Source organism: Streptomyces sp. NRRL F-5650, assembly GCF_000721365.1.
GTDB classification, from domain to species: Bacteria; Actinomycetota; Actinomycetes; order Streptomycetales; family Streptomycetaceae; genus Streptomyces; species Streptomyces ardesiacus.
Window position 1 is genome coordinate 1 of the sequence record NZ_JOGV01000079.1, and the last position, 14,174, is coordinate 14,174.

The 14,174-nt window shown below is 72.7% G+C and carries 8 protein-coding genes; 5 read left to right on the top strand and 3 right to left on the bottom strand.

What is annotated here, in order from left to right; translation table 11 throughout:
* The 4 genes from IG88_RS0136590 to IG88_RS0136605 all read left to right on the top strand — a co-directional run.
* The coding region (locus tag IG88_RS0136590; protein WP_031050834.1) for an ABC transporter permease at window positions 1-903 on the top strand (903 nt) is incomplete at its 5' end.
* Window positions 896-1,774 (top strand): ABC transporter ATP-binding protein, encoded by an 879-nt coding sequence (locus IG88_RS0136595; protein ID WP_031050835.1) that lies wholly within the window; start codon window positions 896-898, stop codon window positions 1,772-1,774. The genes IG88_RS0136590 and IG88_RS0136595, both read left to right, overlap by 8 nt.
* A 207-nt stretch (window positions 1,775-1,981) precedes the next feature.
* Window positions 1,982-4,222, top strand: a complete 2,241-nt coding sequence (locus IG88_RS0136600; protein WP_031050837.1) for a CDP-glycerol glycerophosphotransferase family protein — start codon at window positions 1,982-1,984, stop codon at window positions 4,220-4,222.
* Complete coding sequence (locus tag IG88_RS0136605) at window positions 4,219-5,934, top strand: glycosyltransferase family 2 protein (RefSeq protein WP_051852210.1); 1,716 nt, start codon at window positions 4,219-4,221, stop codon at window positions 5,932-5,934. The genes IG88_RS0136600 and IG88_RS0136605 overlap by 4 nt, the downstream gene beginning before the upstream one ends.
* A gap of 167 nt (window positions 5,935-6,101) precedes the next feature.
* Here the strand turns inward: IG88_RS0136605 and IG88_RS0136610 are convergent, their stop codons facing one another.
* The 3 genes from IG88_RS0136610 to IG88_RS0136620 form a co-directional block, all read right to left on the bottom strand.
* Complete coding sequence (locus IG88_RS0136610; RefSeq protein ID WP_031050844.1) at window positions 6,102-11,072, bottom strand: NAD-glutamate dehydrogenase; 4,971 nt, start codon at window positions 11,070-11,072, stop codon at window positions 6,102-6,104.
* Between the two features lie 470 nt (window positions 11,073-11,542).
* Window positions 11,543-12,214 (bottom strand): HAD family hydrolase, encoded by a 672-nt coding sequence (locus tag IG88_RS0136615; RefSeq protein ID WP_031050847.1) that lies wholly within the window; start codon window positions 12,212-12,214, stop codon window positions 11,543-11,545.
* Window positions 12,215-12,272: 58 nt separating this feature from the next.
* The gene (locus IG88_RS0136620) at window positions 12,273-12,776 is read right to left on the bottom strand and encodes a DUF6912 family protein (RefSeq protein ID WP_031050850.1); all 504 of its coding nucleotides are present in this window, start codon (window positions 12,774-12,776) and stop codon (window positions 12,273-12,275) included.
* Between the two features lie 774 nt (window positions 12,777-13,550).
* Between IG88_RS0136620 and IG88_RS44755 the strand changes: the two genes are divergently transcribed.
* Complete coding sequence (locus tag IG88_RS44755) at window positions 13,551-14,054, top strand: Rv3235 family protein (RefSeq protein WP_234332465.1); 504 nt, start codon at window positions 13,551-13,553, stop codon at window positions 14,052-14,054.
* The last annotated feature ends 120 nt before the right edge of the window (window positions 14,055-14,174 follow it).

Consider the following 14,174-nt stretch of genomic DNA (forward strand, 5'->3'; position numbering starts at 1 on the left):
GCCCAGGCCGCCCCCGCCCCCGACCCCGCCCAGGACGACCTCGCGGCCCTCGCCACCCGGCACGGACTGACGGTCAGCGGAGCCCGCCCGTCCCTGCCCGAGTACGTGCGTCAGCTCTGGGCGCGCCGGCACTTCATCGGCGCCTTCTCCACCGCCAAGCTCACCGCCCAGTACAGCCAGGCCAAGCTGGGCCAGGTCTGGCAGGTGATGACGCCCCTGCTCAACGCGGCGGTGTACTACTTCATCTTCGGCCTGCTGATGAACACCAGCCGCGGCGTGGAGGACTTCGTCCCGTTCCTGGTCACCGGTGTGTTCGTGTGGACGTTCACGCAGAGCTCGATCATGGCGGGCACCCGGGCCATCTCCGGCAACCTCGGGCTCGTGCGCGCCCTGCACTTCCCGCGGGCTGCGCTGCCGGTGTCCTTCTGCCTCCAGCAGCTCCAGCAGTTGCTGTTCTCGATGGGCGCCCTCGTCGTGATCCTGCTGGCCTTCGGCGTGCCGCCCGGCCTCTCCTGGGTGCTCGCACTCCCGGCGCTGGCGCTGCAGTTCGTGTTCAACACCGGACTGGCGATGATCATGGCCCGGGTGGGCTCGAAGATCCCCGACATGGCCCAGCTCATGCCGTTCCTGCTGCGCACCTGGATGTACGCCTCGGGCGTCATGTTCAGCATCCACCACATGACCGGCCCGGACAGCGGGGTGCCGTCCTGGGTCGGCCCGCTGCTCCAGGTCAACCCCGCCGTCGTCTACATCGACCTGATGCGTTTCGCGCTGATCGACAGCTTCGGCGGCGACATGCTGCCGGCCCACGTCTGGGCGCTGGCCCTGGGCTGGGCACTGGTCGCCGGGATCGGCGGCTTCATCTACTTCTGGAAGGCCGAGGAGACGTACGGACGTGGCTGACAACACCCCCGCCGAGCGCGTACCCACCGTCGTCGCCGACGGCGTCGACATCGTCTACCGCGTCAACGGCACCGGCGCGGGACGCGGTTCCGCCACCGCCGCCCTCAACCGCATCCTGCGCCGCAAGAAGACCGAGAAGGCGGCGGGCGTGCGGCGGGTGCACGCCGTGAAGAACGTGTCCTTCGTGGCGTACCGCGGCGAGGCCATCGGCCTCATCGGCACCAACGGCTCGGGCAAGTCGACGCTGCTCAAGGCCGTCGCCGGCCTGCTCCCGGTGGAGCACGGCCGCATCTACACCGACGGCCAGCCCTCCCTGCTCGGCGTCAACGCCGCCCTGATGAACGACCTCACCGGCGAGCGCAACGTCTACCTCGGCGGGCTGGCGATGGGCATGTCCCGGGCGCAGATCAAGGAGCGGTACCAGGAGATCGTCGACTTCTCCGGGATCAACGACAAGGGCGACTTCATCACCCTGCCGATGCGCACGTACTCCTCCGGCATGGCGGCCCGCCTGCGGTTCTCCATCGCCGCCGCCAAGGACCACGACGTGCTCCTCGTCGACGAGGCGCTGGCCACCGGCGACCGTTCCTTCCAGAAGCGGTCCGAGGAGCGCATCCGGGAGCTGCGCAAGCACGCCGGCACGGTCTTCCTGGTCAGCCACAGCAACAAGTCGATCCGCGACACCTGCGACCGGGTGCTGTGGCTGGAGCGCGGGGAGCTGCGGATGGACGGGCCGACGGACGAGGTCCTGAAGGAGTACGAGAAGTTCACCGGCGGCCCGGCCAAGGCACCGGCGCCCAGGGCGGCGGCCGCCAAGCCGCAGGCCAAGTCCGCACCCCCGCCCACGCCGAAGGCCCCGGCGGGCGTGTGAGCCCACCAGCGCCGGCACCACGGTCCGCAGCCGCACCTCAAGCTCCCGCCCCTCGAACCCGTCGACCCCGTCACCCGGGAGGCCCCGTCCCACCCTCCCCCGATTCATCCTTTCGCCCGATTGATGTCACTATGACCGAATAGAAACCGACCCACAGGAGTGCTCCGGGAGCGACGAAGCGAAGGCCGAGGCGAAGGAGTCCCCGCGATGCCCCAGACGGTCCCCGACCCGTTCCCCGAAACGGCCCCCGGCCTCAGCGTCGTCGTCCACGGCCCCAACGTCCAGGACCACCTGCCCGCCCTCCTGGACTCCCTCGACGCCCATCCGCTCACCGGCGTCGAGGTGATCGTCGCCGCCGTCGGGGACTGGGCGCGGGAGACCGCCGAGCGGCACGCCCCCGCCTTCACCGTGCTGCCGCTCCCGGACGGGGCCGGGGACGCCGCGGCCCGCTCGGCCGGGGCCGCCAGGGCGCGGGGCCGGTGGCTGCACTTCGTGCACGCCAAGGACGGTGTCCCGCCCGGCGCCCCGCCCGCCGTGGCCCGGCACACCGCGCACCTGGCCGCCCCGGTGGACGTCCTGCTGCTCGACCACGTCCGCAGCTCCTGGCGCGCCTCCGGCCTGCCCTCCCCCGACGGACCCCGCCTCGCCCGCGCGGGCCGCGACGGGGACGACCTCGCCCTCGACGACCGGCCGGGGCTGCTCCGGCTCACCCCGCTGCTGGGCAACCGCGTCGTGCGCGCCGGGTTCTGGCGGGCCCACGAACGCCTCCTGACCACCGAGGACGAGCCGTTCGCCGCGTACGTCGCCCTGCTGCTCGCCGAGCGCGTCGCCTGCCTGCCGCACCCGGCGTACGAGGACCGGCGGCTGCGCCCCGAGAGCCTTCCGCCCGCCACGCCGGCCGAGCGGTACGCCCTGGTCGACCGCTACGAGGCGCTCCTCGGCCTCACCGCCGGGCGGCCCGCCGTCCACCGCGTCCTGTACGACCTGATGGTCCGCGACTGCCTGCGCGCCTTCACCCGCGCCGGGATGCCCGACGACGTGGCCCGGGAGTTCTTCCACCGGGCGTCCGTGACCGCCCGGCGGCACCGCCCCGACGGCCACGGGCGGCCCGCCGGCCTGCAGGGCGTACGCCGCTCGCTCCTGGAGGAGGACGCCTACGGCAAGTACCGCGCCCTCCAGAGCGCCAACCACGCCCGCCGCGGCCTGCGCTCGGCCGCGCGCACCGGCAGGCACCGGGCGGGCACCCGGCTGCGCGCCCTCCAGTACCGCGGTGCCCTGGCCCGCCCGGTCGATCCGCACCTCGCGGTCTTCTCGGCGTACTGGAACCGCGGGGTGGCCTGCAATCCGGCCGCGATCGCCGCCAAGCTCGCGGAACTCGCGCCGAGCGTGCGTCCGGTGTGGGTGGTCACGGCGCAGGGCGCGGCGCTGCTGCCGCCCGGCACCGACCACGTCGTGCCGGGCACCCGCCGCTACTGGGAGGTGCTGGCCCGGGCCAAGTACCTCGTCAACAACGTCAACTTCCCGGACGCCGTGGTCAAACGCCCCGGCACCGTCCATCTCCAGACCCACCACGGCACCCCGCTCAAGCGCATGGGCGTGGACCAGCTCCCCTACCCCGCCGCCGCCCGCGGGCTGGACTTCCAGGCCCTGCTGGAGCGGGTCGACAAGTGGGACTACAGCGTCTCCGCCAACAGCCACTCCACCCGCATGTGGCAGCGGGCCTACCCGTCCCACCACGTCTCCCTGGACCACGGCTACCCGCGCAACGACGTCTACTACACCGCCGGTGCCGCCGAGGTCCGCGCGGTCCGCGCACGCCTGGGCATCGCACCCGGCCGCCGCGCGATCCTCTACGCGCCCACCCACCGCGACTACGAGGCGGGCTGGACCCCGCGCCTGGACCTCGCGGCCCTCGCCGAGGCACTCGGCGAGGAAACGGTCCTCCTGGTGCGCGCCCACTACTTCTACGACAGCACCGCCTCCCCCCTGGGAGGCTTGCGCCGCACCGGCCGCCTCGTCGACGTCTCCGCCTACGAACCCGTCGAGGACCTGTGCCTGGCCGCCGACGCGCTGGTCACCGACTACTCGTCGATCATGTTCGACTACGCCAACCTCGACCGTCCGATCGTCGTCCACGCCGACGACTGGGAGACCTACCGCACCACCCGCGGCGTCTACTTCGACCTGATGGCCGAGGCCCCCGGACCGGTCGCCCGCACCCAGGCCGAACTGACGGAGATCCTCACCACCGGCGCCTGGCACGACGAACGCGCGGCCAAGCAACGCGCCGCCTTCCGCCGCCGCTTCTGCGAGTACGACGACGGCCACGCCGCCGAACGCGTCGTCCGCCGCGTCTTCCTCGGCGAGGACGAGCGGACGCTGCCCCCCGTCGTGCCGGTCGACGAGCGCGTCCCGGCCCCGAACCCCGAGGAGGCCACCGCGTCATGAGGACAGCCATCCCGAGCCCTCCGCCCACGAGCACGCTCCTGCCCCCGGGGACCCCGGACGTCACCGTGACGGTCATCGTCTACAACGACGCCGGACGCCTGCCCCGCGCGGTCCGGTCCGTGCTGCGCCAGACCCACGCGAACATCGAGGTCGTCATCAGCGACGACCACTCGACCGACGGCACCGAGCAGGTGGCCCGCGAACTGGCCGCCCAGGACCCGCGGATCGTGTACCTCCGGCTGCCGGAGAACAGCGGCGGGTGCAGCGCCCCGCGCAACCGCGCCCTGGAGATCGCCCGGGCGCCGTACCTGATGTTCCTGGACAGCGACGACGAACTCCCCGAACGCGCCGTCGAGGTCCTGCTCGCCGCCCACCGCGAACGCGACCTCGACTTCGCGATGGGCGCCGTGCACCGCGTCCGCGTGGACGGCGGACGCCGCACCACGTGGATGCCGCACCTGGTCGCCGAGCGCCGCACCCTGGACGGCGTCGAGGCCGACCCGCGGCTGTTCTTCGAGCACCTGTCCACCAGCAAGATGTACGCCCGCGCCTTCCTCGACCGGCACGGCCTGCGCTTCCCCGAGGGCATCCACTACGAGGACCAGCTCTTCTCCGCGCAGGCGTACTGCCTGGCCAAGACGTTCACGGTCGTCCCCGAGCCGGTCTACCGCTGGTACATAGCCCCGTACGCGTCCTCCGGCACCGCCTCCATCTCCAACCAGCGGCACAAGCTCACCAACGTCCGCGACCGCGTCCACGTCCAGCGCCTCATCGACGCGTTCCTGGCCGAGAGCGGGCACGAGGGGCTGCGCGAGGACAAGGACTTCAAATTCCTCAAGCACGACTTCCGGATGTACGCCGGCGACCTCCCCTACCGGGACGACACCTGGCTCGCCGCCTTCGCCGACCTGATGAACCCCTACCTCGACACGCTCGCCGAGGGCGCCTACGCCCGGCTGCCCCGTGCCGAGCGGGTCGTCCTGCGTCTGCTGCGCGACCGGCGCCTGTCCGACGTACGCACGGCGGCCCGGGGCCTGGGCCACGAGGTGGCACCGCGCCGGATCACGCCGGACACGCGATCCGGCCGCGTGTACTGGGGCGAAGGCGTCCCGGAGACTGCCGAGGCCCGCCGCGAGCTGGACCTGACGGACCTGGAACTGGACACCCGCCCGTTCTTCACCGCCCTGCTCCGGCACGAGATCACGGAGATCACGCGCGGTCCCGGCGCCTGCGTCGACCTCACCGTGCGCACCTACGACCCCGCCCTGCGCCTCCCGGTCGGCCCCCAGCGCGCGGTCCTCCACCTCTCCCCCGGCCGCCGACGCCTCACGGTCGCCTTCCGCCTCTCACCCGTCCGCCCCGGCCTCTTCGAGGGCCGCGTCCGCCTGGACCTGGCGGCGGCCCGTCTCCCGCTGCACGGCTTCGCGGGCACCCGGCATCCCGTCCTCCGTCTGCGCCACCGGGGCCGCACCCACACGGGCATCCTCCTGGCGCCGTTGACCTTCCCGGCCCTCACGGCCCGCGTGCCCCACCGCGCCGGCCTCACCCCGCACCGGGTCACCGTCCGGCCGGAGGGGCACAACCCGGGGCGCCTGCAGATCACCTGGCAGCCGGTGGGCGCGACGGCCGCGGTACTCCGCCCGGCCGCACGCCGCCTCTCCACTCCCCGCACGCGACGAGCAGCCCGCCTGGTGGCCAACGTCCTCCGCTGACTCCCGCCGCGGGCCGTCGTGCCGCCGGGGCGGCACGGGTGGGCGCTGCGCACCCCGCCACGCCGGGCTGCGCGCCCCGGCCCCCCACCTCGCCGCAGGCGCGAAGGCGCCCCGGACCGAACCGGCCCGGGGCGCCTCACAGCGCGCGGCTCGACACCGCACCACACCTACGAATGCGTGCGCAGCAACGTCCGCATCGTCCGCATGGCCACCGACAGATTCGACAGATCGAACTCGTCCGACGACCGGATCTCCTCCAGCGTCGTCCGCGCCCGCCCGAGAATCGCCGCGTTCTTCTCCTCCCACGCCTTGAACCGCTGCTCCGGCGTGGACGTGCCGTTGCCCACCGCCAGGACCTCCGCGGTCAGCGACGCGTGCGCCGAGTACAGGTCCTCGCGGATCGCCGCGCGGGCCATCGACTGCCAGCGGTCGTTGCGCGGCAGGTCACTGATCCGGTCCATGAGCTGGGTGACGCCGAGCCGGTCGGCGAGGTCGTAGTACACCTCGGCGACGTCCAGCGGCTCCTTGCCCATGCGGTCGGCCACCGACACGATGTCCAGCGCCGCGAAGACGGAGGAGAACCCCGCCACGCGCGTGGCCGGCTCGTCCGGCACCCCGGCGCCGGTCAGCTCGTCGTAGATGTGCTGGTACCACTCCGCGTCCGCGCCGCGCAGCAGCTTCGGCAGTTGCGTCCACACCTGCTCGACCCGCTCGGCGAAGAACTCCACCGTCCCGGCCAGCTCCAGCGGCTGCGGCCGGTTGTTGAGCAGCCAGCGCGTGCCGCGCTCGACCAGACGGCGGGAGTGCAGCCGGATCCGGGTCTGGACGGCGGCGTCCACCTTGGTGTCCAGCGCCTCCACCGCGTCCCACACCGGGGAGGAGCGGAAGATCGCACGGGCGACCGTCTGCGCCCGCACGATCTCCTCGAGCGACGCGCCGGTCTCCTCGCGCATCCGGTGCAGATAGGTCGTACCGCCCGTGTTCACCGTGTCGTTGACCAGGACGGTCGTCGTGATCTCACGGCGCAGCGGGTGGCCGTCGACCTGCTCGGCGAACTGCTCGCGCAGCGCCGTCGGGAAGTAGGCGTGCAGCAGACCCTTGAGGTACGGGTCGTCGGGCAGCGAGGTGTGCAGCAGCTCCTCGGCGACCGTGATCTTCGTGTACGCCAGCAGCACGGCCGTCTCCGGGCCGGTCAGGCCGTGCCCGCTGCTGAGCCGCTCGCGGATCTGGCGGTCGGTGGGCAGGAACTCCAGGGCCCGGTTGAGGTGGCCCTCCCTGACCAGGTGGCGCATGAAGCGCTGCTGGGCGTGGAGCATGTCCTTGGACTGGGCCAGCGCGTTGGCGATCGCCGTGTTCTGCGCGTAGTTGTTGCGCAGGACCAGCGCGCCGACCTCGTCGGTCATCTGGGCGAGCAGCTTGTTGCGCTGCTTGACGGTCATGTCGCCGTCCTTGACCAGACCGTTGAGCAGGATCTTGATGTTCACCTCGTGGTCGGAGGTGTCCACGCCCGCGCTGTTGTCGATGGCGTCGGTGTTGATCCGGCCGCCCTGCAGCGCGAACTCGATCCGGCCGAGCTGGGTCAGGCCCAGGTTGCCGCCCTCGCCCACGACCTGCACCCGCAGGTCCTTGCCGTCGACGCGGATGGCGTCGTTGCCCTTGTCGCCGACGTCGGCGTTGGACTCGGTGGACGCCTTGACGTACGTGCCGATGCCGCCGTTCCACAGCAGGTCCACCGGGGAGCTGAGGACCGCCCTCATCAGCTCGGCCGGGGTCATCTTGGTGATGCCGGGCTCGATGCCGAGGGCCTCGCGGATGTGGGCGTTGACCGGGATGGACTTGGCCGAGCGCGGGAAGACGCCGCCGCCCGCCGAGAGCAGCTCGGTGTTGTAGTCCGCCCAGGAGGAGCGCGGCAGCTCGAACAGGCGGCGGCGCTCGGCGTACGAGGTGGCCGCGTCCGGGTTCGGGTCGATGAAGATGTGCCGGTGGTCGAAGGCGGCGACCAGGCGGATGTGCTCGCTGAGCAGCATGCCGTTGCCGAAGACGTCGCCGGACATGTCGCCGATGCCGACGACGGTGAAGTCCTGGGTCTGGGTGTCCACGCCCAGCTCCCGGAAGTGCCGCTTGACGGACTCCCAGGCGCCGCGGGCGGTGATGCCCATGCCCTTGTGGTCGTAGCCCGCGCTGCCGCCGGAGGCGAAGGCGTCACCGAGCCAGAAGTTGTACGACTCGGCGACCTCGTTGGCGATGTCGGAGAACTTCGCGGTGCCCTTGTCGGCGGCGACGACCAGGTAGGTGTCGTCCTCGTCGTGCCGGACGACGTCCTCGGGGTGCACGACCTCGCCGGCCACCATGTTGTCGGTGATGTCGAGCAGCGCCGAGATGAACGTCCTGTAGCTGGCGATGCCCTCGGCCATCCAGGCGTCGCGGTCGACGCTCGGGTCGGGCAGTTGCTTGGCGACGAAGCCGCCCTTGGCGCCGACCGGCACGATGACGGTGTTCTTCACCATCTGCGCCTTGACCAGGCCGAGGATCTCGGTGCGGAAGTCCTCGCGCCGGTCCGACCAGCGCAGACCACCGCGCGCGACCTTGCCGAAGCGCAGGTGGACGCCCTCGACGCGCGGCGAGTAGACCCAGATCTCGAACGCCGGACGCGGCGCGGGCAGGTCCGGGATGGCCTGCGGGTCGAACTTCATGGAGACGTAGTCGTGCGGCCCGCCGCTGCTCGCCTCCTGGAAGAAGTTCGTCCGCAGCGTCGCGTTGATGACGGTGAGGAAGGAGCGCAGGATCCGGTCCTCGTCCAGGCTGGCGACCTGGTCGAGCGCGGCGTCGATCTCCTCGAGCAGGGCGTCGACGATCTCCCGCCCGGCCCGCTGCCGCTCGGGCGCCATCCGCGCCTCGAACAGGTTGATGAGCAGGCGCGTGGTGTGGACGTTGTTGCGGAGGGTGTCCTCCATGTAGTCCTGGCTGAACGTCGAACCGGCCTGCCGCAGGTACTTGGCGTACGCCCGCAGCACCATCGCCTCGCGCCAGGTCAGACCGGCGCTGAGCACGAGGGCGTTGAAGCCGTCGTTCTCCGCCTTGCCGGTCCAGGTGGCGGCGAAGGCGTCCTGGACGCGCTCGCGGGCGTCGTCGCCGAGGTACTCGGTGCCGCCGGCCGGGCCCTTGGGCATGCGCAGGCCGAAGTCGTAGATCCAGGCCGTGGTGCGGTCCGCGCAGCGCAGCTCGTAGGGCCGTTCGTCGGTGACCTCGACGCCGAGCCGGCTGAGCACCGGCAGCACGGCGGACAGGGAGACCGAGCCGCCCTTCTGGTAGATCTTGAAACGCCGCTCCTCGGGTGCGGCGCCGACCGGCTCGTACAGGCTCAGCGCGAAGGTCTTCTCCTCGTCGAGCTGCTCCAGGTGACCGAGGTCGGCGACCGCGGAGCGCGGGCCGTGGTCGGCCTTGTACCCCTCGGGGAAGGCGGACCCGTAGTGGCGCAGCAGCTCGGCGGCGCGCTCCTCCCCGAACTCCGCGGTGAGCGCCTCGCCGAACCCGTCGGCCCAGGAGCGGGCGGCCTCGACGAGACGGGCCTCGACGCGCTCCCTGTCGGCGTCGGACAGGTGCGGCAGCTCGGTGCCCTGCGGGACGCGGACCACGAAGTGCAGCCGGGACAGGATGGACTCGGTGTTCCAGGCCGTGAAGTCGACGCTGGTGCCGCCGAGCTCCTCCTTGAGGATATCGATGATCCGCAGCCGGACGCCGGTGGTGTAGCGGTCGCGGGGGAGGTAGACGAGGGCCGAGTAGTAGCGGCCGTACTCGTCCTGGCGCAGGTAGAGGCGCAGGCGGCGCCGCTCCTGGAGGTAGAGCACGGAGGTGACGATCGGCTCCAGTTCCTCGACGGAGGTCTGGAACATCTCGTCGCGCGGGTACGTCTCCAGGATCTGCAGCAGGTCCCGGCCGTCGTGGCTGTTGGGCGAGAACCCGGCGCGCTGGAGCACCTCCTCCACCTTGCGCCGCACGACCGGCACCCGGCGCACGGACTCGGTGTAGGCGGCGGAGGAGAACAGGCCGAGGAAGCGCCGCTCGCCGACGACGTTGCCGTTCTCGTCGAACTTCTTGACTCCGACGTAGTCGAGGTAGGAGGGCCGGTGCACGGTGGCCCGGCTGTTGGCCTTGGTCAGCACCAGCAGCCGGTGCTCGCGGGCCTTGGCCCGGGCGTCGGCGGGCAGCCGCTCGAAGGAGGGACTGACGGGGTGGCTCTCGTCGGTCGCGTGGTGCGGGTCGGCGCGCAGGATGCCGAGGCCGGTCCCGGCGACGGCGGCGAGGGAGTCGTCCTCGCGCAGCTCGTACTCGCGGTAGCCGAGGAAGGTGAAGTGGTCGTCGGCCAGCCAGCGCAGCAGCTCGCGGGCCTCCTCCAGCTCCCGCGCGGGGAGGTCCTCGGGGGTGGTCTCGGCCGAGAGCCGGTCGGCGATGCGGACGGCCGCGTCCCGCATCTTCCCCCAGTCCTCGACGGTCTCGCGGACGTCGTTGAGGACGCGGAGCAGGTCGGCGGTGATCTGCTTGAGGTCGCCGCGGTCGGTCTCGCGGTCGATCTCGACGTGGATCCAGGACTCGGTGTGCGCGTCGTGCGGCAGGTCGGCGGTGGGCGGGCCGGCGAGCACCTCGACGAGGCGGCCGGCGACGTCGCGCCGCACCACGATCTGCGGGTGGACGACGACGTGGATGCCGCGGCCCTGGCGGGTCAGCTCGTTGGTCACGGAGTCGACGAGGAAGGGCATGTCGTCGGTGACCACCTCGACGACGGAGTGGCTGCAGGTCCAGCCGTTCTCCTCGACCGTCGGGGTGTGCACCCGGACGTTGGCCGTGCCCTGCGGGCGGTTCTCCGCCAGCCGGTAGTGCGAGACGGCGGCTCCGAAGATGTCGACCGGGTCGCGGTCGGCAAGGTCCTCCGGGGCGGTGTGCCGGTAGTAGCGCTGGAGGAACGCGAACACGGACGCGTAGTCCGGGGCGCCGTCCGGGGCGTCCGGCGTGCCCGGGGTACCCGGAGTGCCCTCGCCCGTCGTCCCAGTCGGTAGGTGGCCCCCGACCGGGCTGTTCTCAGCTACCCGCGCAGCCCTTTCGAGCAGCTCGGCCTTGGCTTCGTCCAGCTTGGTCTGCATTGTCCTCTGGCTCCTGTCGCGCGCCGTTGCGTGACGTAGAAGGAAGTACGGTCTCCTGCCTTCCGGCATGACGTCGGGACACGGGGTGTCCGGTCCACTTCGACGCTATGCCGCAAGACGAGAGGAGCGGGGGCATATCAGCCAATGTCGCCGTTCTCACCGGGTGTGACTTCGCTCTCGCCGTCACCGTCCGGGGAGTCTGCGGCGGTCTGCCGGGGGGTTCTGCCGCCCCGTCCCGCCCGCGAGGATCAGCGACCGCCGCCCGGACACGGATGTCGTCCGTGTGTGCCGGGCGCAGGGCGGAGGCACCAGTGCCCCCGCGAGCTATCGCGCTGATCACGCCACAAGGCTATCGCTCCCCGAGGGCTGCCCGTCATGAGCCGCATGTGTACAAAACCAGGCCCGCAACTTGGACGTTCCGCACAGCTACGCGCGGGTAACGGACTGGTCCGAGCCACGGGACGCCCTCGTCATCGCGCCAGCCCCTCCGCCACCACCACGGCCTCCCCCAGCGTGTCCACCACCGGCACCCCGACCCCCTCGAGGCTGGCCCGGCTGTGCGACCCGCCGGTGTACAGCACCGCGCCCGCGCCCACGTGGCGCGCGGCCACCGCGTCGTCCGCGGCGTCCCCGATCACCACCGTGCGGGCGGGCTCGACGCCGGACAGGGCCAGGTGTGCGAGGTGCCGCACCATGTGCTCGGCCTTGCTGCCCCCGGAGGGCCCGGTCCGCCCGTCGACGCGTATGAAGTGCGCCTCGATCCCGAGCGCCTTGACCAGGGGCACCAGTTCGTCGTGGCCGTACATGCTGAGGATCGACTGGCTGCGCCCGGCCGAGCGCCACCCCGCGAGCAGCTCCGTGGCCCCGTCGGCGAGCCGGCACCGGCCGCGCTGCGCGCTGTAGTGGCGCTGGAAGGCCGCGTCCATGACCTCCCACTCGGCGTCGGTGGGCAGCCTGCCCATCAGCCGCTCGTAGAACTTCGGCACCGGCACGCAGTACAGCGCCCGGTACTGCTCCAGTGTGATGGGCGCCAGCCCCAGCTCGGCGAACGCCGCGTTCGTCGCCCCGATGATCGCTTCGTTGTCGTGGAACAGCGTGCCGTTCCAGTCCCACACGATGTGTGCGCCCGTCTGCATCCCCATGCCCGAAAACGTACCCGCCGCCACTGACAATCGGGACACCACAGCATGAATGGCCTGGTCAGACCAGGTTCGGGATCTCCTGCGTCGCGTACCAGAGCAGCTCGTGGTCCTCCGCGCCGTCCACGACGAACTGCGCGTCGTCGTCCCCGGCGTCGGCCGCCGCGAGCGCCTCGGCCGCGGCGCTCACGTCCGCCTCGGCGTCCGCGGAGTCCACGTGCACGGCGGCCGCCTCGGCCAGCGGCAGCGGCCCGGCGACCCGGACCTCGCCCAGCGCCGCCGGGTCCAGGGCCCGGTCCGGGTCGGCCGCGGCGGCACCGTCGGGGACGTCGGCGGCGACCACGACCCGGCGCCGCGCCGCGCCCGGATCGGCCGCGAGCAGGCGCAGCGAGGCCACCGCGGCCCGGTTCAGGGCGGCGTACTCCAGCTCCTCGATGTCGTCCGACAGGTACCACTCGCGCAGCGCCGGCGTGACGGCGTAGGCGACGAGCGGTCCGGCCCCCAGCTCGCCCGCCCGGTGCGCCTCGGCGAGGCCGGACAGGGTCAGGGGGACGTAGACGCGCATGAGTCTGCCGCTTTCGTGGTCGGGGACGCCGCCGGGGCGCTCGGTGGACCCGGCGGGAGAGCCTTCAGGATACGTGCGCGTGTCCCCTTTCGAGTCCCCACCCGGGGCCTGGAAAGCGTCTACCTCGGTCCCGGAATTCACCCCTCCCGCCCGCTCAAGTCCGGCCTTCCCACCCCTCGAATCACCCTGATGAGTGAACCTCCCTGCCCCCACGACCCGAACTCCGACGTCCTTGCCGTGCCGCCCCTTCGCCCCGTACAAGGTCCTCGACCGCTAAGTTACTGCTCGGTATCAACCGGGCCGCCGAACGGGGATCCCATGCGCAAGGTCATGACCAGAACCCAGCTCCGCACCACCGCCCCGGGTCCACTCACCCGACCCCCACTGCCCGCCTCCACCTCCTCCCGCGTCACACCGTCCGAGGCCCCGCCCCGCGGGCTCGGCAGGCCGTACGGCGCCGGGCGGGGCGCACCCGCTGTCCCGCCCGGCCGCCCGCCCCGGAGCGCCGCCTCCGCCGTCGTCGCCTCCGACGGGCCCGCCTCCCCGCCGGCCGGCGCAGGCGGCGGCGTACCGCCCCGCGCGCCCGGCGGTATGCCGCCCCGCAGGCCGGGGGCGCGCGGGGCGCGTGCCGCCGCGCCCGGTGGACGTCCTCCCGGGTCTCCGGGCCGGTCCCAGCGGTCCCGTACGCGGCCGGCGGACACCCGTCCGCCCACGGCCGGGACCGGGACCAGGCCCGGGCCCGTCGTGGCGCCCGGCTCCCCGGCCGGGAGCCCGGTGCCGGACCCCGCCGCCGCTCCCGGCTCCGGGACGGTCTCCGCTCCGGCGCCCACCGCGTACCCCGTCATCGCCCGCACAACGGGGGTTCAGGCACCCTCGGTCCCCCGGACCGCCGGGGCGCCCCGCGTCCCCGCCCAGGCCCCGCGCCGCCCCGTTCCGCAACTCCGCCCCACGGACCACTTCGCCGAGCTCCTCCTCGGCGTGCTCAGCGGGCGGCGCCCCGTCCACTCGATGCTCCGGCACACCGTCGGGCACGCCTACGACGACTTGGCCCACCTCGCCGAACGCGGTCCCCTGCGCACGCGCGGCGCCTCCCCGGTCGTCCGCGACATCGGCTACTTCGAGCCCCGGCCCGGCGCCCTGGAGGTCTTCGCCCGCATCGGCGCGGGGGACCGGCTGCGGGCCCTGGCCTTCCGGCTGGAGCAGGGCCGGGACCTGCGCTGGCGCTGCACGGCGGTGGAGGTGGGCGGCCCGCGCAGGCACCGCGCGGACGACGACTGACCGCACCACACGGCCCGGGAGCCCCCCCCGTTACCGTTTTCGCGGCTCCGCAATGGAGCCTCCGGCCTTCGGGTCCGGCATGACTTCCCCCTCCTGTTGTTGATGATCCGGGGGGTGGTG